This window comes from Pseudomonas putida (assembly GCF_050989985.1).
Lineage (GTDB): Bacteria > Pseudomonadota > Gammaproteobacteria > Pseudomonadales > Pseudomonadaceae > Aquipseudomonas > Aquipseudomonas putida_AI.
In genome coordinates this window covers 208,458-229,338 of sequence record NZ_CP158815.1, presented here as the reverse complement: position 1 = coordinate 229,338, position 20,881 = coordinate 208,458, and the positions used below count along the sequence as shown (strand labels likewise).

Genomic DNA, 20,881 nt, shown 5'->3' with positions numbered 1-20,881 from the left:
TGGGGTGATGCGCGGCCTGCGGTTCAGGTGGGCTTACTGTAGGCGTTTGCGTAAAAATCTAAAAAGAATAAAAAATCATCAATAGTTACTTTTATGGAATAAAAAAGCTGACCCAAAAAAAAGCCCCGTCCGTAGACGAGGCTCTTTTCACAGCGACTGATTACATGAAGCTGTAGGTGTAGTTGAAGATCAGGCGGGTCTGGTCTTCATCAAGGGTGCTGGTGTTGCCACGGTACATACCGTGACGCAGCGTGGTGCCAAAGCCTTTCAGCGGACCGGTCTGGATCACGTAGTCCACACGCAGGTCGGTTTCGCGCTCGTTCAGGTCATCACCCACGCCGTTGGTGGCCTTGATGTCCCGACCGTACAGGTAAGCAGCCGAAGCTTTCAGACCTGGCACGCCCAGAGAGGCGAAGTCATAGGAGTACTGACCGTAGGTGGTGTTTTCACCGGCACGGATAAAGCTGCCCACGGTGGCATCGGTGAAGGAGTAGAAGCTGGCGCCGCCGGCCCCTTCAGGACGACCATTGCCATCGACAACGTTGCCCTGGTTCAGGAAGACGAAGCCGCCGTCATCGTTGACACGCTGATGACCGAGCAGAAATGCGCTGCCACCCAGGGTGTAGGTGAACGTGGCGCTCCAGGTCTTGTTATCGACCTCGCCCGGGGTCTTGGCAAAGCCGGCGTTGTTGTTGAACTGATAGCCAGCCTGACCGCTGCTGTTCTTGCCATCGGAGCTGCTGTCGAAGTAGCGAATGTCGGTCTTGAACGACTGGTTAGGCGCGATCGGGTAGACGTGCACCAGGCCGAGGAAGTTCTGCTTGTAGAAGTCTTCCAGGTTCGCGAAGTAGTACTGCAGCAACAGGTCTTTGGTGACCTTCCAGTCAGCACCGGCATAACGGAACTGGTTGCTGTCCTTGGTTGCGCCAGCCACAGACAGGCCGGTGCTGTTCGAGGAGGCGCGACCGGTCGCGTGCTCGAGTTGACCGACGTTGAAGGTGACGTTGTCGATTTCCTTCGAGGTGATGGTGCCACCTTCAAAGGTCTGTGGCAGCACACGGCTGTCGTTCGCGATCAGGATCGGCATGTTCGGCTGCAGAGCGCCACCGACGTGGGCCTCTGTCTTCGAGAAGCGTGCCTTGACGTTGGCCGCTGCACGGCTCCACGAGCTCTCTGCAGAACCATCGGAATCGCTAGGGGAGAAGGAGTTGCTGTCCGGGTGATGGCCCTTGCCACCATCCAGGTGGATGCCGACCAGTGCCTGAGCGTCGATACCGAAACCGACCACACCCTGGGTGAAGCCCGACTGGTAATCGAACTTCAGACCTTCAGCGGCTTCGCGCTGACGGTTGGCAGGAGTGCTGGCGCCTTCACGCTTGTCCGAGTCGAAATAATAGGTACGCGAACTAACAGATGCCTTGCTGTCTTCGATGAAACCTGCGGCGCCTGCCTGCTGCGCCAGAACCCCAAAGGCCACGGCCAAGGCCAAGGTGGACTTGTTCATTGTTAAGCTCCTCTCGTCTCTAATTCTTGTAGTCCTGGTTCCAGGTCAAATGCCCGAAATCCAAAGATGCGCGATTAGCGCCGGACGGTGACTCACAAGTCAATCGTAACTTTGTGTGTCTACGACCATAGTCTAATCCCCGGTTTTTTGGTCCATGCAGGGTCATGAATTTGTCACAAACCTGAAAAGATCGGATGTCTTTTTTTCTAATACCATTTAGGTATTTAGCTCACTGTTCCTGCACCCCCTCAGAATAGAGCGGGTGACTAATAAGCTAATTCCTAAATGTTATTTATTTTGCGTTTCTTATATCGATTAGGTTTAGAAGCAATTCTGAAACAAAACCATTCGAAAAGGACAACGCCATGACCACCAGACGCGCACTATCCAGACCAATTGTTACAGTTTGTGTGTCGCTGTTATTTTCTTTTACCGCCCAGGCGGCCAACCTCACGGTCGGCTACCAAACCGGTATCGATCCGAGCAAAGTCCCCCAGGCCGATGGTCTGTATGAAAAAACCATCGGCGAGAAAATCGACTGGCGTCGTTTCAATAGCGGCCCGGAGGTGGTCACCGCCATCGCGTCGGGCGACGTGCAGATCGGCAACCTCGGCTCCAGCCCACTGGCCGCCGCCGCATCGCGCAACCTGCCGATCGTGGCGTTCATCGTGTCCGCGCAGATCAATGCCGCCGAAGCGCTGGTCGTGCGTAACGGCAGCGGTATCGATAAACCGCAAGATCTGATCGGCAAGACCATCGCCACTCCGTTCGTTTCCACCTCCCACTACAGCCTGCTCGGTGCGCTGAAGCATTGGGGCCTGGACACCTCGAAAGTCAAAGTGGTGAACCTGCAACCGGCGGAAATCGCCGCGGCCTGGAAACGCGGGGATATTGATGGTGCGTTCGTCTGGTCGCCCGCGCTTGGGGAAATTCGCAAGACTGGCAAGACCTTGACTGACGCCGCCCAGGTCGGCCAGTGGGGCGCGCCGACCTTCGAGGTCTGGGTGGCGCGCAAGGATTACGCCGAGAAGCACCCGGAGGTGGTGGCGAAATTCGCCAAGGTGACCCTGGACTCATTCGCTGACTATGCGGCGCATAAAGACAGCTGGACGGCGGATTCCGTGCCGGTGCAGAAAATCGCCAAACTGACCGGTGCCAACGCCGCCGATGTGCCGGAATTGCTGGCCGGCTCCGCGTTCCCGGATGCCAAGGCGCAACAGACCGGCGCGCTGCTCGCTGGCGGCACGGCCAAGGCGATTGGCGAGACGGCGAAGTTCTTGAAGGAGCAAGGGAAGGTGGAGACGGTGCTGCCGGATTATTCGCCCTATGTCAGTGCGAAGTTCGTCACGGAGTGATGGTTCACGGTTGCTTCGCAACCGATCGCGAGCAGGCTCGCTCCCACAGGGTTTGTCGGCTGAACCTGTGTGGGAGCGAGCCTGCTCGCGATGAAAGCACCTCGGTCAGAGGGCTTTTTCGAAGATCTTCGAATTACGCTGGTAGTTGTACAACGACGCCCGCGCCGACGGCAGGCGCTCCACACTGCTCGGCGCAAAGCCGCGTTCGCGGAACCAGTGGGCCGTGCGGGTGGTGAGGACGAACAGGGTTTTCAGCCCTTGAGCACGGGCGCGGGTTTCGATGCGTTCCAGCAGCTCATCACCGCGACCGCCGTGACGGTACTCCGGGTTCACCGCCAGGCAGGCCAGCTCACCGGCATCGGAATCGGCAATCTGATACAGCGCCGCGCAGGCGATGATCATGCCTTCGCGCTCTACCACGCTGAACTGCTCGATCTCACGCTCCAGTACTTCGCGTGAACGCCGCACCAGAATCCCCTGCTCTTCCAGCGGGCTGATCAAGTCCAGCAACCCACCCACGTCTTCGATGGCCGCTTCGCGCACCACTTCGAATTGCTCCTGGGCCACCAGCGTACCGCCACCGTCGCGGGTGAAGAGTTCGGTCAACAGCGCGCCGTCCTCGGCGTAGCTGACGATATGACTGCGGGCCACACCGCCGCGACAGGCTTCGGCCGCCGCATCCAGCAGCTCCGCCTGATAGTTGCTGCCCAGGCGCTGCAGATGCGCCGGCACCTGTTGCGGACGCAGCTCGCGCACCAGACGTCCATGCTCATCGATCAAACCTTCCTCAGCGCCGAACAGCAGCAGCTTGTCCGCGCCGAGGTCGATGGCCGCGCGAGTGGCGACGTCCTCACAGGCGAGGTTGAAGATTTCACCGGTCGGCGAGTAACCCAAGGGCGACAGCAGCACGATGGAACGTTCATCGAGCAGGCGATTGATGCCCTTGCGGTCGACCCGGCGCACTTCGCCGGTGTGGTGGTAGTCGACGCCTTCGAGCACGCCGATCGGCCGTGCGGTCACCAGGTTGCCGCTGGCCACCCGCAGGCGCGAGCCCTGCATCGGCGAGGACGCCATGTCCATCGACAGCCGCGCTTCGATGGCGATGCGCAGTTGGCCGACGGCATCGATCACGCATTCCAAGGTCGCGGCATCGGTGATGCGCATGCCGTGGTGATAGTGCGGGGTCAGGCCACGGGCGGCCAGGCGCGCCTCGATTTGCGGGCGGGAGCCGTGAACCAGCACCAGACGCACGCCCAGGCTGTGCAGCAGCACCAGGTCGTGGACGATATTGCCGAAGTTGGAGTGCTCTACGCCGTCGCCGGGCAGCATGACGACAAAGGTGCAATCGCGGTGGGCGTTGATGTAAGGCGAAGCGTGACGAAGCCAATTGACGTATTCGGGCATGAACCTGGGCCTGTAATAAATAGCAGCCGAAAAAAAGGGCGAACAGAAAACGCACAGCAGGCTGGTGGTTATCGTCGGAACAGGCTTGGCGACACGCGCGCTCTCCTCATGAATACGGGTTGGGGTACTGGCAATTTAAACGGCTGCCCGGGCAATGCACAAACTTCTGTGGGAGCGAGCCTGCTCGCGATGGCGATTGGACAGACAACATTGATGTCGACTGCAGGCCTCATCGCGAGCAGGCTCGCTCCCACATTGATTGCATTCAACCAGATGCCATCTGCACGGGTTTCAGACAGTAATGTTCAATCAACTGTCGTAATAGATGCACCGTAGGCTGCAAACGTGACATTTCGAGGAATTCTCCCGGCTGGTGGGCGCAGGCGATATCGCCGGGGCCGAGCACCACTGTCTCGCAACCAAGCTGCTGAAGATAAGGCGCTTCGGTGCCGAATGCCACCGCTTCGGCACTGTGGCCGGTGAGCTTTTCGGCGATCCGTACCAGCTCCGCATCCTCGGCCTGCTCGAATGGCGGCACTTCGGGGAACAGCGGCGCGTAGTCGATCTTGACCTGATGCCGCTCGGCAACCGGCTTGAGCCGCTGCAGGATCTCGGCGCGCAGGACTTTGGGGTCCATGCCCGGCAGCGGTCGCAGGTCAAACTCCAGCGAACACTGCCCGCAGATGCGGTTAGGGTTGTCGCCACCATGGATGCAGCCGAAATTCAGGGTGGGCGTCGGTACGCCAAACTGCGGATTGCGGAACTCGCGCTGCCACAACAGGCGCAGGCCGCGCAGTTCACCGATGGCATCGTGCATGGCTTCCAGGGCGCTGTGGCCCAGGCGCGGGTCCGAGGAGTGGCCGCTTTGCCCGAGAATATCGATGCGCTCCATCATGATGCCTTTGTGCATGCGGATCGGCCTGAGCCCGGTCGGCTCGCCGATCACCGCCGCCCTGCCCAATGGCCGCCCCGCTTGCGCCAGCGCCCGGGCGCCGGACATCGAGCTTTCTTCATCGCAGGTGGCGAGGATCAGCAGCGGTTGCTTGAACGGTTGATCGAGCAGTGGCTTGACCGCTTCGATGGCGAGGGCGAAAAAACTCTTCATGTCGCAAACGCCCAAACCCACCCAGCGACCGTCGACTTCAGTCAGCTTCAATGGATCGGTCTGCCACAAGGCACCGTCGAACGGCACCGTGTCACTGTGCCCGGCCAACACCAGGCCGCCGGGGCCCGAGCCGAAAGTGGCGAGCAAATTGAATTTGCCGGGGCTGACCTGCTGGATGTCGCAGGTAAAACCCAGGTCTCCCAGCCATGCGGCCAACAGGTCGATGACCGGACGATTGGATAGATCGAGACTTGCCTGGGTACAACTGACGGACGGTGCAGCGATCAGCGCAGCGAACTGATCTTTCATGGACGGCAAAGGCATCACAGACTCCAACCCCCGAATTGAAGTCCATCATAGAACCATCCGGCGACAGGAATAAACCGTCGCACGGCGAAGCCGGGTCGAGTCCTGTACACTGCACGACCTTGGCAGCCACACCTTCCCCCCGGCTGCGCTCCCGATCCTGGATTTTCCGGCCATGCAGAAAGAAACCGAAATCAAACTCCGCGTCAGCCGCGAAACCCTCGCCGCCCTGCGCGAGCACCCCCTCCTGAAAAAACGCATCAAGTCGGGCTGGGAACGCCGCGAACTGATGAATCAATACTTCGACACGCCCGATCGCGACCTGGCCCACGCCAAAGTCGCCCTGCGCCTGCGCAAGGATGGCGAAGAAGTGATCCAGACCCTCAAGACTCGCGGCCAGAGCGTCGCGGGCCTGTCGGTGCGTAACGAATACGACTGGCACCTGCCAAAAGCCAAGCTCGACCTGAAGAAGCTCGACGGCGAATGCTGGCCCGAAGCGCTGGCCGAGCTGGACAAGAAAACCCTCAAGCCCATCTTCACCACCGACTTCGTCCGCGAACGCGCCGAAATCGCCTGGGGCCGTGGCAAGGCCAAAGTGGTCATCGAAGCCGCACTGGACCTGGGCCACGTAGTGGTCGGCAAGCAGAAAGAAGAGATCTGCGAACTGGAACTGGAACTGCGCGAAGGCGAGCCCGCCGCGCTGCTGGAACTGGCCGCCGAACTGGCAGAGAAACTGGCCCTGATGCCTTGCGATATCAGCAAGGCCGAACGCGGCTATCGCCTGTACGACGCCAACAGCTATTCGCTGAGCCTGCCAGCCCCGCAACTCACCGCCGAAACCCCGCTGGACGAGGCATTCGCCGCGCTGAGCTGGCATTTGCTGGGTAGCAGCCAGCGTCTGGCCGAGCAGTATCGCTTCAACGGTCACTGGCGCCTGCTGCAGGACTGGGTCGAAAGCCTGGCCGAATTGCGTGCGCTGCTCAGCAGCCTGGGTCAAGCCGCGCCGCGTCAAGCGACCCACGACTTGCGCGTCGCCCTGGACGCCCTGCTGGAAGACTGGCGCCCGCTGGTCCAGGCCGGTGTGGACGATGAAGACGTGCGCAAGGCCGCGCCGGAACAATTCCTCGAAGAACTCGAAGACCCGCGCTGGGGCCAGTTCTCGCTGAACACCTCGCGCTGGTTGCTCGCCCGTACCTGGGCCGCCGACCGCAACACCCGTGGCAATCGCCAGGGCGCTGCGCAACTGAGCAGCTGGCTGCCGCGCCTGTTGAGCGAGGAAGCCACTTCGCTGCAATTGCAACGCTACCAGCAGCAACCTGAAGACCTGGCCGAGCAACTGCCGCGTATCGAACGCATCCAGGTCTGGCTGCACCACGCGCGCAACGTGCTGGACATTCCGGAAATGGATCGTCTGTACGGCGAACTGAACAAACTGGCGCAACTGGCCAACGAACCGACGATCACTGACGAATTGCTCGATGCGCGCAAGCAGCAGGCGATTGCGGTGTATCAGAACCGTGCCTGGAAAACCCTACTGCGCCTGTAATACCGCTATCGCGAGCAAGCTTTGCTCCCACAGTGTCGGTGTCGAGCCAAAATCTGGCGATCGACTCAAACCTGTGGGAGCAAGGCTTGCCCGCGATGAGGCCCGCAAATTCACCGCAATGCTTCAAACCGGCAAACTGGTGGTCGACTTGATCTCCGACAACGCCACAATCGAATTCACCTCCTGAATCCCCGGCACCAGCGACAGCTTCTCGAAAAAGAATCGCTCATACGCCTCGATGTCCGCCGCGACGATCCGCAGCATGAAGTCCACCGCCCCCATCAACACGTAGCATTCCAGCACTTCGGGAAAGCCGCGAATCGCTTCGGTAAATTCGGTGAAGTTCGAACGCCCGTGGGCGTTGAGTTTGACCTGGGCGAAAATCTGCGTGTTCAGGCCGATTTTCTTGCGATCGAGCAAAGTCACCTGAGCGCGAATGATCCCCTCTTCTTTCATCCGTTGAATCCGCCGCCAGCACGGCGACTGCGAAAGTCCCACCTGCTCGGCGATCTGCGCACTGGAGAGCGAAGCGTCCTCCTGCAGCAACGCCAGGATCTTGCGGTCGTAACCGTCCAGCTCGCTTTGCATAAAAAAACCTTCGACTGATGATTTAAGGAATTGATTGATTCGATGGAGCCCTGAAAGCGCTTATCTTAGATAAGAAATACCCGCCGCCGAATGTAAATATTTCTCCAGTGATTTTGGAGAGCAAACATGCCGCACCTGGAAGCCGTGAATACCCCACCCACCCGCGTCGATGTCTGGAATGCCAGCAACGCGCACTGTCGCGTTCGCTATCAAATGCTGGCCGATGCCGAACCCGATCTGCTGTGTCGCGCACTCAACCTGTTCGCCTTGCAGTTCCTGACGCCGCAACACGTGAACGTGCAACGCCAGGCAGACAGCCTGAGCATCGAGGTGGTCATCGACGGATTGAGCTGGCATCGCGCCCAGGTGATTGCGCAGAAACTGCGCAACCTGATCAGCGTCTGTTCGGTTGAACTGCAAGCCGCAGACGTCGACTGGGTTGAAGCGGCTCAGGCTGCTGGCTGAAAAATATCGATACGGCTTCATCGGGTAGTGGCCCAACGGTCTGTAGCGCCACGACTATCCTTTGCGCACTTGTGTCTAAAAGGAGCCCGCATGTCCGTTCAACTCGCCATTCAGGACCGCTGGCTGGATCTCAATGATGTACTGCGTGAACTGGTCACCCAGGGCTACATCAGCCAGGACTCGGCCGAACACGCGCTCAATGCCCGTCGCCGCCACGCCGCCCACGGCCAGATGCATCCTCTGGAGTTCATCGCCAGCCAACAGCTGGACGACCTCAGCCGCCCCGGCAAACACCACGACCTGGAAAATCTGACCCTGTGGCTGTCCCAGCAGGCGGGCCAGCCTTACCTGCGTATCGACCCGCTGAAAATCAACGTCGCGGCCGTCATGCCGCTGATGTCCTACGCCTTCGCCCAACGCCACAAGATTCTTGCGGTATCCATCGACCGCGAAGCCGTGACCGTGGCCAGCGCCCAGCCCTATGTCAGCAGTTGGGAGGCGGACCTGACCCACGTGCTGAAATTGCCGATCAAACGTGTGGTGGCCAATCCGGTGGACATCCAGCGCTTCAGCGTGGAGTTTTTCCGCCTGGCCAAATCGGTCACCGGGGCCAGCAACGGTGAGCAGCAGATCAACACCCTGGGCAACTTCGAACAGTTGCTCAACCTGGGCGCCAGCGACCAGGAGCCGGACGCCAACGACGCGCATATCGTCAACATCGTCGACTGGCTGTTCCAGTACGCCTTTCAACAGCGCGCCAGCGATATCCACATCGAACCCCGGCGCGAGCAGGGCACGGTGCGCTTTCGCATCGACGGTGTATTGCACAACGTCTATCAATTCCCGCCGCAGGTGAGCATGGCCATCGTCAGCCGCCTGAAAACCCTGGGCCGGATGAACGTCGCGGAAAAGCGCAAACCCCAGGACGGCCGGGTCAAGACCAAGACCCCGGACGGCGGTGAAGTGGAGTTGCGGCTGTCGACCTTGCCGACCGCCTTTGGCGAAAAAATGGTCATGCGAATTTTCGACCCCGAGGTGCTGCTCAAGGATTTCGACCAGCTCGGGTTTTCCACCGACGACCTGCGCCGCTGGCAGGACATGACCCGCCAGCCCAACGGCATCATCCTGGTCACCGGGCCGACCGGTTCCGGCAAGACCACCACGCTGTACACCACGCTGAAAAAACTGGCGACGCCGGAGGTCAACCTCTGCACCATCGAAGATCCGATTGAAATGGTCGAGCCAGCCTTCAACCAGATGCAGGTCCAGCACAACATCGACCTGACCTTTGCTTCCGGGGTACGCGCGCTGATGCGGCAAGACCCGGACATCATCATGATCGGCGAGATCCGCGACCTCGAAACCGCCGAGATGGCGATCCAGGCGGCCCTCACCGGCCACCTGGTGCTGTCGACCCTGCACACCAACGACGCCCCGAGCGCCATCAGCCGCCTGCTGGAACTGGGCGTGCCGCATTACCTGATCAAGGCCACGGTACTTGGCGTCATGGCCCAGCGGCTGGTGCGAACCTTGTGTCCACACTGCAAGGCCCCGCAAACCCTGGGCGAGGAAGACTGGCAGACCCTGACCCGGCCTTGGCAGGCACCATTGCCCACCAACGCGCAACGGGCCATCGGGTGCCTGGAATGCCGCGACACCGGCTACCACGGCCGCGCCGGGGTGTACGAAATCATGCAATTGACCGACGGCGTGAAAGCCCTGATCAGTCCCGACACCGATCTGACGGCGCTGAGGCGCCAGGCGTTCAAGGAGGGCATGCGCAGCTTGCGACTGTCCGGTGCGCAGAAAGTGGCGGCCGGTTTGACCACGGTCGAAGAGGTGCTGCGCGTCACGCCGCAGAGCGAGCAGAAGTAGACGCGGGGGGACGGAACTCGGTAAGGGGCAGACAATCCAAGGGCGTAGATTAAATAGTGGAGTCACCCATCATGCGTTTCAAACTTGCTGTCGCCACCATCGCCCTGTTGTCCCTGCCTGTCGGTTCGGCGATGGCTGATAGCTTTTGGCGTAACGTTCTTACCTCCGGTGCGACCACCGGATCGACCTACCTGACGTTCAAGGACCACAAGCTGATCGTCGCCGCCCAGGATGATGCCAGCAGCTACGTCGCCAGCGATGGCGGCATCCGCGGTCCGTACCTGGAAGCGGCGATGCAGAAAGTCCGCGCCGACAACCCGGGCCTGCAGGCGACGGACATGGAACTGGCGAACGCGATCCTGGCGAAGAATGCCGTGGCTTCGGAATAAGCCTTCTTGCTGAACGAAAATGCCGCTCACATGAGCGGCATTTTTTCATGGTTTACGAAAATCCCCTGTGGGAGCGAGCCTGCTCGCGAATGCGGTTTAACAGTCAACAGATTCGTCGACTGACCTACCGCTTTCGCGAGCAGGCTCGCTCCCACATTGTTTTGTGCTGCCTGAAGGATCAGCGGTACTCATCCAGCGGCACACACGCACAGAACAGATTCCGGTCCCCATAAACATTGTCCACCCGGTTCACCGCCGGCCAATACTTGTGGGCCCTGGTGTGTGCATCCGGCGTGACGGCCTGCTCGACGCTGTAAGGCCGCTCCCAGATCCCGGTGATATCAGCCAGGGTATGCGGTGCGCGCTTGAGCGGATTGTCCTCGGCGGGCCAGTTGCCGTTTTGCACTTCGGTGATCTCCGCGCGGATGCTCAGCATCGCGCCGATAAACCGGTCCAGCTCGGCCTTGGACTCACTTTCGGTAGGTTCGACCATCAGCGTTCCCGGCACGGGGAACGACATGGTCGGCGCATGGAAGCCATAGTCCATCAGGCGCTTGGCAACGTCCTCCTCGCTGATGCCGGTCAGCGTCTTGAGCGGACGCAGATCGAGAATGCACTCATGCGCCACCCGCTCGTTGCGCCCGGTGTAGAGCACCGGAAAGGCGCCGGACAAATGCCGCGCCAGATAATTTGCCGCGAGGATCGCCACCTCGCTGGCGTCGGCCAGTTGCGGGCCCATCATGGCGATGTACATCCAACTGATCAGCAGGATGCTAGCGCTGCCCCAAGGCGCAGCGCTGACCGCACCGTTCTGCGCCAGCGGCCCATCGATCGGCACCACCGGGTGATTGGCCACGAACGGCGCCAGATGCGCGCGCACGCCAATCGGTCCCATGCCCGGTCCGCCACCGCCATGGGGAATGCAGAAGGTCTTGTGCAGGTTCATGTGGGACACATCGGCGCCAATGTCCGCTGGCCGCGCCAGCCCGACCTGAGCGTTGAGGTTGGCGCCATCCATGTACACCTGGCCGCCATGGCTGTGGATAACCTCGCAGATTTCGCTGATGCCTTCTTCGTACACGCCATGGGTCGACGGATAGGTCGCCATCAGGCAGGCGAGCTTGTCGCCAGCTTGCGCGGCCTTGTCTTTCAGGTCATCCAGATCGACGTTGCCGGCCTCGTCGCATTCGACGATTACCACACGCATCCCGGCCATCTGCGCCGATGCCGGATTGGTGCCGTGGGCCGAGGATGGAATCAGGCAGACATCACGCCCGCCCTCGTGGCGACTCTCGTGGTATTTGCGTATCGCCAGCAACCCCGCGTACTCACCCTGGGCACCGGAGTTGGGCTGCATGCAGATCGCGTCGAAACCGGTGATCGCGCAGAGCCAGCGCTCCAGTTCCTCGATCATCAACGCATAACCGACGGCCTGCTCTTTCGGGGCAAACGGATGCAGGTTGGCGAACTGCGGCCAGGTGATGGGAATCATCTCGCTGGTGGCGTTGAGCTTCATGGTGCAAGAGCCCAGCGGGATCATCGATTGATTGAGCGCCAGGTCCTTGTTTTCCAGCTGCTTGAGGTAGCGCAGCATCTCGGTTTCGCTGTGGTGGGCGCTGAACACTGGATGCCGCAAATAAGGCGAAGTTCGCGCCAGCGCAGCGGGGATGCCCCCAACCAGGGTTTCAGCGTCCAGTTCTTCGACCTTGAGCCCATGATCGGCACCGAGGAACACATCGAACAACCGGGCCACTGTGGTTTCGTCGCAGGTTTCGTCGAGGCTCAGGCCCAACTGCCCGCGGCCCAGGATGCGCAAGTTGATCTGTGCGGACTGGGCGCTGTCGATGATCGCGGTCTGGGTGCCGCCGACTTCCAGGGTCAGGGTGTCGAAGAAATGCTGGTTCAGGCGCTTGATGCCTTTGCGCTCAAGGCCTGCGGCGAGGATGCAGGTCAGCCGGTGCACCCGCTGGGCAATGCGCTTGAGCCCTTCCGGCCCGTGGTACACCGCATAGAAACTGGCGATGTTGGCCAGCAGCACTTGCGCGGTACAGATGTTCGAGTTGGCCTTTTCCCGACGGATATGTTGCTCGCGGGTTTGCAGGGCCATGCGCAGGGCAACGTTGCCACGGGCGTCTTTCGACACACCGATGATCCTGCCGGGGATCGCTCGCTTGAACTCCTCGCGGCTGGCGAAAAAGGCCGCGTGCGGCCCTCCGTAGCCCATCGGCACACCAAAGCGCTGGGAGGAACCGAATACCACATCGGCCCCCAGCTCCCCGGGCGGAGTCAGCAGCAGCAGGCTCAGCAGATCGGCGGCGACACACGCCAGCGCCTGCTGGGCATGCAGGTGATCGATCAAGGGGCGCAGGTCGCGAATCTCACCATGGGTGTCGGGATACTGCAGCAGCGCGCCAAACACCTGGTGCTGTTTCAAGTTATCCACAGCGTCGATGATCAGCTCGAAACCGAAACCTTCGGCGCGGGTCTGCACCACGGAAATGGTTTGCGGATGGCAGTTTTCATCGACGAAGAACAGATTGCTTTTCGACTTGGCGACCCGCTTGGCCAAGGCCATGGCTTCCGCCGCTGCGGTGGCTTCGTCCAGCAGCGAGGCGTTGGCCAGTTCCAGTCCGGTGAGGTCGATGGTCAATTGCTGGAAATTCAGCAGGGCTTCGAGCCGACCCTGGGCGATTTCCGGTTGATAGGGCGTGTAAGCGGTGTACCAGCCGGGATTTTCCAGCACGTTACGCAGAATGACGGCCGGAGTGAGGGTGCCGTGATAGCCCATGCCGATCAGACTGGTCCAGATCTGGTTCTGCTCGGCATAACCTCGCAGCTTGGCCAGCGCGGCTTCCTCGTCGAGGGCCGGTGGCAGATCCAGTGCCCGGTTCAGGCGAATGCCCGGCGGTACCGTCTGTTCGATCAACTCGACCCGGCTGCCCAGACCAAGGCTGTCGAGCATCGCCTGCTGCTCGGCGGCATCCGGCCCGAGGTGACGGCGAAGAAAGGCATTGGGGTCGCGTAACTGGCTCAAGGACGGCAACTGGGACATGACGGGCTCTCTCTTGACTGGCGCTCAGCGTCGATGCAACACGGTCAAACCAGCATAGCAGCCGGTGCCGATACGGATGGCTTGGCACCGCCAGGCAATCGGGCCCATCATGCTCGCGCCTACTTAATCTCCGCTGATCGGGTGTCCAGATTTATGAGCCAACTGCCGTTCCTGCCTTTTTCCAAACCCACCATCGATGAAGCCACCATTTCGGCCGTCGGCGAGGTGCTGCGCTCCGGCTGGATCACCAGCGGACCCAAGGTTCAGGCCTTTGAAGCACAACTGTCGGAGTACTTTGGCGGACGCCCGGTGCGCACGTTCAACTCCGGCACCTGCACCATGGAAATCGCCCTGCGCATCGCCGGCATCGGGCCGGGGGACGAAGTGATCACCACGCCGATTTCCTGGGTGGCGACCGCCAACGTCATTCTCGAAGTCGGGGCCACGCCGGTATTTGCCGACATCGATCCCGTGACCCGCAATATCGACCTGGCGCAGCTAGAAGCCGCCATCACCCCGCGCACCAAAGCCATCATTCCGGTGTTCCTGGCCGGCCTGCCCGTGGACATGACGCGCCTGTATGCCCTGGCGCACAAGCACGGGCTGCGGGTACTGGAAGATGCGGCCCAGGCGCTGGGTTCAAGCTGGAACGGTCAGCGCATTGGCTCTACCGGTGATTTCGTGTCGTTCAGTTTCCAGGCAAACAAGAACGTCACCTCGTCGGAGGGCGGCTGCCTTGTTCTGAACAATGCCGAAGAAGCAAAGCTGGCGGAAAAGTACCGACTGCAAGGCGTAACCCGCAGCGGCTTCGATGGCCTGGACGTCGATGTGCTGGGCGGCAAGTTCAACATGACCGATGTTGCAGCGGCCATTGGCCTGGGGCAATTTGCCCATATCGAAGCGATCACCGCTCATCGGCGCGAATTGGCCAAACATTACTTCAGCTGCTTTGGCGAGGACTTCCAGGCCCGGTACGGAGCACAACTGCCCCCGGCGGATTTCGAGAACAGCAACTGGCATTTGTTCCAGCTGGTATTGCCGGAACGCCACGATGGCAAGCCGGCACGAGCGACCTTCATGGAGCAGATGCAGGCATTGGGTGTGGGTATCGGCTATCACTACCCGCCGATTCATCTGTTGAGCCTTTACCGCGAGCGCGGTTTCAAGGAGGGCATGTTCCCGACAGCCGAACGCGTGGGACGCCTGATCGTTTCCTTGCCGATGTTTTCGGCCATGAGCAAAGCGGATGTCGAGCGGTCGGTGGCCGCGGTGAAGGCCGTTCTAAATCCATAAGAACCCGTGGCAGCGGCGGTGCGTCGCCCACAAAAAAGCCCCGACAGGTCGGGGCTTTGGGGTGACGCTCAAGGCTTATTCGCCGATGGCAGCCTTGTAACCGGCCGCATCCAGCAGCTTGTCCAGCTCAGCGGTGTTGCTTGGCTTGAGCTTGAAGATCCACGCGCCGTACGGGTCGGAGTTCAGCAGCTCCGGCGAGCCGCCCAGCGCTTCGTTGATCGCGATCACTTCACCGGATACCGGGGAATAGATGTCGGATGCCGCTTTAACCGACTCCACCACTCCGGATTGATCACCGGCCGCGAAGACTTTTCCTACTTCGGTCAACTCGACGAACACCACATCGCCCAGCGCTTCCTGTGCGTGATCGCTAATGCCCACGGTAACGGTGCCGTCGGCTTCCAGGCGCGCCCATTCGTGACTTTCGGCAAAACGCAGGTCGGCAGGGATATCGCTCATGTTCTGTGTCCTCAGGAAAATGGTCAGCGGACAAGGTCCGCCAGAAAGATTAGATCAGGGTTTTGCCATGGCGGACGAAGGTCGGTTTGACCACTCGGACCGGGTACCACTTGCCACGGATTTCCACTTCCGCGCGGTCGGCAGTTGCCATTGGCACGCGCGCCAGCGCAATCGACTTGCTAAGCGTAGGAGAGAAACTACCACTGGTGATCTCCCCTTCGCCAACATCGGCGATACGGACCACTTGATGAGCGCGCAAAACCCCGCGCTCTTCAAGGACCAGACCCACCAGTTTGTGCTGTACGCCACCGCTCTGCTCCGCTTCCAATGCGGTGCGCCCGATGAACTGGCGGGAAGCCGGTTCCCAGGCAATGCTCCAGGCCATGTTGGAGACCAGCGGTGACACCTGCTGATCGATGTCCTGGCCGTACAGGTTCATGCCGGCTTCCACCCGCAGGGTATCCCGCGCGCCAAGGCCGATCGGGGAAATACCCGCACCTACCAGATCATTGAAGAATCCCGGCGCCTGATCGGCCGGCAGGATGATTTCCAGGCCGTCTTCCCCGGTGTAGCCGGTGCGCGCGAAGAACCAGTCGCCGTCAGGCAGGCCTTCGAAGGGCTTGAGCAGCTGAATCAGATTGCCCCGGCACTGGTTCACCAGTTCGGCGACCTTCTGCCGGGCGTGGGGACCTTGAATGGCCAGCATCGCCAGCTCGGAGCGCTCGCTGAGCCGCACATCGAAGCCGGCGAGATGGGCCTGCATCCACGCCAGGTCCTGATCGCGGGTGGAGGCGTTGACCACCAGACGATAACCCTCGTCCAGGCGGTAGACGATCATGTCGTCGACGATGCCGCCGCGCTCATTGAGCATGGTGCTGTACAAGGCACGGCCAGGGCTGTGCAGGCGCTCGACGTCATTGGCCAGCAGGTGCTGGAGCCAGACCTTGGCATGGGAGCCATCGACGTCGATCACGGTCATGTGGGATACATCGAAAACACCGCAATCGCGGCGCACCGCATGGTGTTCCTCGACCTGCGATCCGTAATGCAGGGGCATATCCCAACCGCCAAAATCGACCATCTTCGCGCCGAGGGCGAGATGAAGGTCATACAGAGGCGTACGCTGTCCCATGGGTTTCTCCTTCCGGGCGTGGCGAAGGTGCGGGCGAGAGCTCTATCGAGTGAAAGCCTTGAAACAAAGGGCTTACAGCCGATTTTTACTACTTCTTCTGTCAGACGTACCGCACCGAATGCCGCGCATTGTAGCCGCAAGGTGTAGGACTGGCACCTAGCTGTTTTGATGCGCTGAACGCCGGATCAATCCGATGACCGGTAACAGCCCGACCAGGACCAGGGTCAGTGCCGGCAAAGAGGCCCTCGCCCACTCCCCTTCGCTGGTCATTTCGAAAATCCGCACCGCCAGCGTATCCCAGCCAAACGGCCGCATCAGAAGGGTCGCGGGCATTTCCTTGAGCACGTCGACAAACACCAGCAACGCGGCGCTCAGCGAGCCGGGCAGCAGCAACGGAAGATACACTTTGAAAAACAGTCGCGGCCCACTGACACCCAGGCTACGTGCCGCTTCGGGCAAAGATGGCCGTATACGCGCCAGACTGCTTTCCAACGGTCCGTATGCCACGGCGACAAAGCGCACCAGATAGGCCAGCAGCAATGCCGACAAGCTGCCCAGCAGCAATGGCTTGCCGGCGCCACCGAGCCAGCCGGACAGCGGAATCACCAGTTCGCGATCCAGATAACTGAACGCCAGCATGATCGACACCGCCAGCACCGAACCGGGCAAGGCATAACCAAGGTTCGCCAGACTGACCCCGGCATGGATTCCCCGGGTCGGTGCCAGCCGCCTGGCGAATGCCAGGACCAGGGCGACACTGACAGTGATCAACGCGGCCATCGCACCCAGGTAAAGGGTGTGGACGATCAGGCCGGTGTACCGCTCATCCAGGTCGAAGCGCCCGCGCTGCCAGAACCACGCCAGCAATTGCAGTATTGGAATCACGAACGCGCAGGCGAACACCAGACCGCACCAGGCCGTGGCCAACAATGCCTTGATGCCCCGCAGGTGATACAGCGCCTTGACCCGTGGTCGCTCGTTGCTCGCCCGATTGGCACCCCGGGCGCGACGCTCGCCGTACAGCACCACCATCACCACCAACAGCAACAGGCTGGCCAGTTGCGCGGCGGTGGAAAGGCTGAAAAACCCGTACCAGGTCTTGTAGATAGCCGTGGTGAAGGTGTCGAAATTGAACACCGAGACCGCACCGAAATCCGCGAGGGTTTCCATCAACGCCAATGCCACGCCGGCACCGATGGCGGGCCGCGCCATCGGCATCGCCACCCGCCAGAACGCTTGCCATGGCGACTGCCCCAGCACCCGCGCCGCTTCCATCAGGCCTTTGCCCTGGGCCAGGAACGCGGTGCGCGCCAGCAGGTAAACGTAGGGATAGAACACCAGCACCAGGACCAGAATCACCCCGCCCGTGGAACGCACACGCGGTAAGCGCAGGCCAGTGCCGAACCATTCACGCAGCAGCGTTTGCACGGGACCGGCGAAATCCAGCAGGCCGACGAAGACAAAAGCCAGCACATAGGCCGGAATCGCGAAGGGCAGCATCAACGCCCAGTCCAGCCAGCGCCGACCGGGGAATTCGCAGAGGCTGGTGAGCCACGCCAGGCTCACCCCGAGGACCGTCACACCGACACCAACGCCCAGCACCAGGGTCAGGGTGTTGCCCAGCAGGCGCGGCATCTGCGTCTCCCACAGGTGTGACCAGATCTGGTGATCGACCGATTGCCAGGACAGCAGCAGGACACTCAGGGGCAGCAGGACCAGCGCAGCGATGGCGAAGACCAGGGGGTACCAGCGGCGTTGGGCGGGGTGGGCCAAGGGAAAGCTCTCTAACGGATAGAAATTACGACAGAAACCCTTGTAGGAGCGAGCCTGCTCGCGATGAACGTCGCGACACCGCGGACGATCAGGCACCCCGCGTTAACGTTGGCGTTTTTCGCGAGCAGGCTCGCTCCTACAGGGTCGGAAACAAAACGCCCCGCATAGGCGGGGCGCAGTATAGCGGGCGACTCAGTTCCAGCCAGCCCGATCCATCATGCGAATTGCCTCGGCCTGGCGCTTACCCGCCACTTCAACAGGCAAGGTATCGGCGATGAATTCGCCCCAGGCAGCGACTTCCGCAGAGGGTTTCACGGTCGGGTTGGCCGGGAATTCCTGGTTGACGTCAGCGAAGATCTTTTGCGCCTCAGGCGTGGTCATCCACTCCACCAGGGCCTTGGCCGCCTCCGGATGCGGGGCGTGTTTGGTCAGGCCGATGCCCGACAGGTTCACGTGCACGCCACGATCCGCCTGGTTCGGCCAGAACAGCTTCACCGGCAGGTCCGGTTTCTCTTTGTGCAGGCGACCGTAGTAGTAGGTGTTGACGATGCCGACGTCGCACTGCCCGGCATTGATCGCTTCCAGTACCGCGACGTCATCGGAGAACACATCGGTGGACAGGTTGTTGACCCAGCCCTTGAGGATTTTCTCGGTTTTCTCGGCACCGTGGGTTTCGATCATGGTGGCGGTCAGGGACTGGTTGTAGACCTTCTTGGCCGTGCGCAGGCACAGGCGGCCTTCCCAGTTCTTGTCGGCCAGCGCTTCGTAGGTGGTCAGTTCGCCCGGCTTCACCCGGTCGGTGGAGTAGGCGATGGTGCGCGCCCGCAGGCTCAGGCCGGTCCAGGCGTGGGAAGCGGCGCGGTATTGCAGCGGAATGTTGGCGTCGATGGTTTTCGAGGTGAACGGCTGGAGGATGCCCATTTGTTCGGCTTGCCAGAGGTTACCGGCGTCAACCGTGAGCAGCAGGTCGGCGGTGGCGTTCTCGCCCTCGGCCTTGATGCGCTGCATCAGCGGCGCTTCCTTGTCGGTGATGAACTTCACCTTCACGCCGGTCTTGGCGGTGTACGCATCGAAGACCGGCTTGATCAGCTCGTCGATACGCGAGGAGTAGACCACCACCTCGTCGGCTGCCTGGGCGGCGGTACTGCCGATCAAGGTGAGGGCCAGTGCGGTCAGCAGACGCTTCGGTACCAACATGGGAGCGGTCTCTCGATTGAAAAAATGAGGCCAAATGATAAGGACTCACATTTACGTTCTCAATCGAACAGTTCGCGGAGGAGTTACCAGATGTTGCATGGTAAGGGATGTATGGTGACTGTACCGACGCCTTCGCGAGCAGGCTCGCTCCCACAGTTGTAATTATTCCAATGTGGGAGCGAGCCTGCTCGCGAAGAGGGCATTTGCTTCAATGAAGATCTCAGGCCTTGGCCAGCGCCGGCAATTCCCCGGTCAGCCCCAGCGCCTCGCGTACGAACAGCGCCTTCGCCTCGGGTATCCGGTCGACCAGCTTCAGCCCGGTATTGCGCAGCCAGCGCACGGCCAGCGGATCGGCCTGGAACAGCCGCTCGAAACCTTCCATTGCCGCCATCAGCGCCAGGTTGTGGGGCATGCGGCGACGCTCGTAGCGGCTGAGCACCTTCACATCCGCCAGACGCTCACCTCGACCGGCCGCCTGCAACAGCACTTCGGCCAACACCGCGGCATCGAGGAAACCCAGGTTCACGCCCTGCCCGGCCAACGGGTGAATGGTGTGTGCCGCGTCGCCGATCAGTGCCAGGCCTTCGGCCACGTAGCGCTTGGCGTGGCGCTGGCGCAGTGGCACGCAAAGACGCGGGTCGGCGCTGAGCACACTGCCCAACTGGCCTTCGAAGGCCCGCTCCAGTGCCTTGCAGAATCCCTCTTCATCCAGCGCCATCAGGTGTTCGGCCTCGCTCGGCGTGGTCGACCAGACGATCGAACACCAGTCGTGTTGGCCGTCTCGCTGCAGCGGCAGGAATGCCAGCGGGCCGTTATCGGTAAAGCGTTGCCAGGCGGTCATTTGATGAGGTTTCGAGCAACGCACGCTGGTGACGATCGCGTGATGCAGGTAATCCCATTCCCGCGTCGCCATGCCGGTCAGGCGCCGGACCGCTGAATTGGCACCATCGGCCGCGATCACCAGCGGCGCGCGCAAGGTGCGGCCATCGGCCAGGGTCAGCAGCCAGTCGTCGCCGGAGCGGCGCATCTGTTCAAGGCGGGCATTGGCCAGCAACCCGAGGTCGCAGTCGTGCAAACGATCGAGCAAGGCGTCCTGGACCACGCGATTTTCGACGATGTGGCCCAACACATCGGCATGCACGCTGGCCGCCGAAAAGTGGATTTGCCCGGTGCCGCTGCCGTCCCAGACCTGCATGTCGCTGTAGGGACTGCTACGCCGGCCGGCGATGCCATCCCAGACACCCAGGCGCTGGAGAATCCGCTGGCTGGCGATAGACAACGCGCTCACGCGCGGCTCGAACGGGGCCTGGGCATCGAAGGGTTTGACGCTCAGGGGGCTGCCGTCCAGCAGCAGGACGTCCAGCCCGCTGCCCTGCAACGCCAGCGCCAGGGCGCTGCCGACCATTCCGGCTCCGACAATCAGCAGATCTGCGCGCAT

At 61.3% G+C, this 20,881-nt stretch carries 16 protein-coding genes; 6 read left to right on the top strand and 10 right to left on the bottom strand.

What is annotated here, in order from left to right:
- Positions 1-160: 160 nt before the first annotated feature.
- A complete protein-coding gene (locus ABTV29_RS01120; protein WP_433768425.1) occupies positions 161-1,504 on the bottom strand; it encodes an OprD family outer membrane porin in 1,344 nt (447 codons plus the stop codon).
- A gap of 365 nt (positions 1,505-1,869) precedes the next feature.
- Here ABTV29_RS01120 and tauA point away from each other — a divergent pair, with 365 nt between their 5' ends.
- Positions 1,870-2,859 carry a taurine ABC transporter substrate-binding protein gene (gene tauA / locus ABTV29_RS01115; protein ID WP_433768424.1) on the top strand — a complete coding sequence of 330 codons (990 nt, stop codon included), beginning with the start codon at positions 1,870-1,872 and terminating at the stop codon, positions 2,857-2,859.
- A 105-nt stretch (positions 2,860-2,964) separates the two neighbouring features.
- Here the strand turns inward: tauA and argA are convergent, their stop codons facing one another.
- Complete coding sequence (gene argA / locus ABTV29_RS01110; RefSeq protein WP_095196287.1) at positions 2,965-4,263, bottom strand: amino-acid N-acetyltransferase; 1,299 nt, start codon at positions 4,261-4,263, stop codon at positions 2,965-2,967.
- 265 nt (positions 4,264-4,528) lie between these two features.
- The gene (argE, locus tag ABTV29_RS01105) at positions 4,529-5,692 is read right to left on the bottom strand and encodes an acetylornithine deacetylase (RefSeq protein WP_433768423.1); all 1,164 of its coding nucleotides are present in this window, start codon (positions 5,690-5,692) and stop codon (positions 4,529-4,531) included.
- Between the two features lie 157 nt (positions 5,693-5,849).
- Between argE and ABTV29_RS01100 the strand changes: the two genes are divergently transcribed.
- On the top strand, positions 5,850-7,220 hold the full coding sequence (locus ABTV29_RS01100) for an inorganic triphosphatase (RefSeq protein ID WP_433768422.1): 1,371 nt from the start codon (positions 5,850-5,852) through the stop codon (positions 7,218-7,220).
- A 123-nt stretch (positions 7,221-7,343) separates the two neighbouring features.
- Here ABTV29_RS01100 and ABTV29_RS01095 read toward each other — a convergent pair whose 3' ends face one another.
- On the bottom strand, positions 7,344-7,808 hold the full coding sequence (locus ABTV29_RS01095) for an Lrp/AsnC family transcriptional regulator (RefSeq protein ID WP_433768421.1): 465 nt from the start codon (positions 7,806-7,808) through the stop codon (positions 7,344-7,346).
- 126 nt (positions 7,809-7,934) lie between these two features.
- Here ABTV29_RS01095 and ABTV29_RS01090 point away from each other — a divergent pair, with 126 nt between their 5' ends.
- From ABTV29_RS01090 to ABTV29_RS01080, 3 genes are all read left to right on the top strand, one after another.
- Positions 7,935-8,273 (top strand): hypothetical protein, encoded by a 339-nt coding sequence (locus ABTV29_RS01090; protein WP_433768420.1) that lies wholly within the window; start codon positions 7,935-7,937, stop codon positions 8,271-8,273.
- Positions 8,274-8,363: 90 nt separating this feature from the next.
- Positions 8,364-10,148 carry a GspE/PulE family protein gene (locus ABTV29_RS01085; protein WP_433768419.1) on the top strand — a complete coding sequence of 595 codons (1,785 nt, stop codon included), beginning with the start codon at positions 8,364-8,366 and terminating at the stop codon, positions 10,146-10,148.
- 71 nt (positions 10,149-10,219) lie between these two features.
- Positions 10,220-10,537, top strand: coding sequence for a DUF2388 domain-containing protein (locus tag ABTV29_RS01080; protein ID WP_433768418.1), 318 nt, complete (start codon positions 10,220-10,222; stop codon positions 10,535-10,537).
- Between the two features lie 178 nt (positions 10,538-10,715).
- Here the strand turns inward: ABTV29_RS01080 and gcvP are convergent, their stop codons facing one another.
- On the bottom strand, positions 10,716-13,589 hold the full coding sequence (gene gcvP, locus ABTV29_RS01075) for an aminomethyl-transferring glycine dehydrogenase (RefSeq protein ID WP_433768417.1): 2,874 nt from the start codon (positions 13,587-13,589) through the stop codon (positions 10,716-10,718).
- Positions 13,590-13,742: 153 nt separating this feature from the next.
- On the opposite strand from gcvP, the gene ABTV29_RS01070 reads away from it, so the two are divergent.
- A complete protein-coding gene (locus tag ABTV29_RS01070) occupies positions 13,743-14,882 on the top strand; it encodes a DegT/DnrJ/EryC1/StrS family aminotransferase (protein ID WP_433768416.1) in 1,140 nt (379 codons plus the stop codon).
- A gap of 75 nt (positions 14,883-14,957) precedes the next feature.
- Here ABTV29_RS01070 and gcvH read toward each other — a convergent pair whose 3' ends face one another.
- The 5 genes from gcvH to ABTV29_RS01045 all read right to left on the bottom strand — a co-directional run bounded on the left by gcvH (position 14,958) and on the right by ABTV29_RS01045 (position 20,881).
- Complete coding sequence (gene gcvH, locus ABTV29_RS01065; RefSeq protein WP_433768415.1) at positions 14,958-15,341, bottom strand: glycine cleavage system protein GcvH; 384 nt, start codon at positions 15,339-15,341, stop codon at positions 14,958-14,960.
- Between the two features lie 49 nt (positions 15,342-15,390).
- Positions 15,391-16,473, bottom strand: a complete 1,083-nt coding sequence (gcvT, locus tag ABTV29_RS01060) for a glycine cleavage system aminomethyltransferase GcvT (RefSeq protein ID WP_433768414.1) — start codon at positions 16,471-16,473, stop codon at positions 15,391-15,393.
- Between the two features lie 156 nt (positions 16,474-16,629).
- Positions 16,630-18,246 (bottom strand): ABC transporter permease, encoded by a 1,617-nt coding sequence (locus tag ABTV29_RS01055; RefSeq protein ID WP_433768413.1) that lies wholly within the window; start codon positions 18,244-18,246, stop codon positions 16,630-16,632.
- A 192-nt stretch (positions 18,247-18,438) separates the two neighbouring features.
- A complete protein-coding gene (locus ABTV29_RS01050) occupies positions 18,439-19,443 on the bottom strand; it encodes an extracellular solute-binding protein (RefSeq protein ID WP_433768412.1) in 1,005 nt (334 codons plus the stop codon).
- Positions 19,444-19,663: 220 nt separating this feature from the next.
- On the bottom strand, positions 19,664-20,881 hold the full coding sequence (locus tag ABTV29_RS01045) for a 2-octaprenyl-3-methyl-6-methoxy-1,4-benzoquinol hydroxylase (RefSeq protein WP_433771712.1): 1,218 nt from the start codon (positions 20,879-20,881) through the stop codon (positions 19,664-19,666).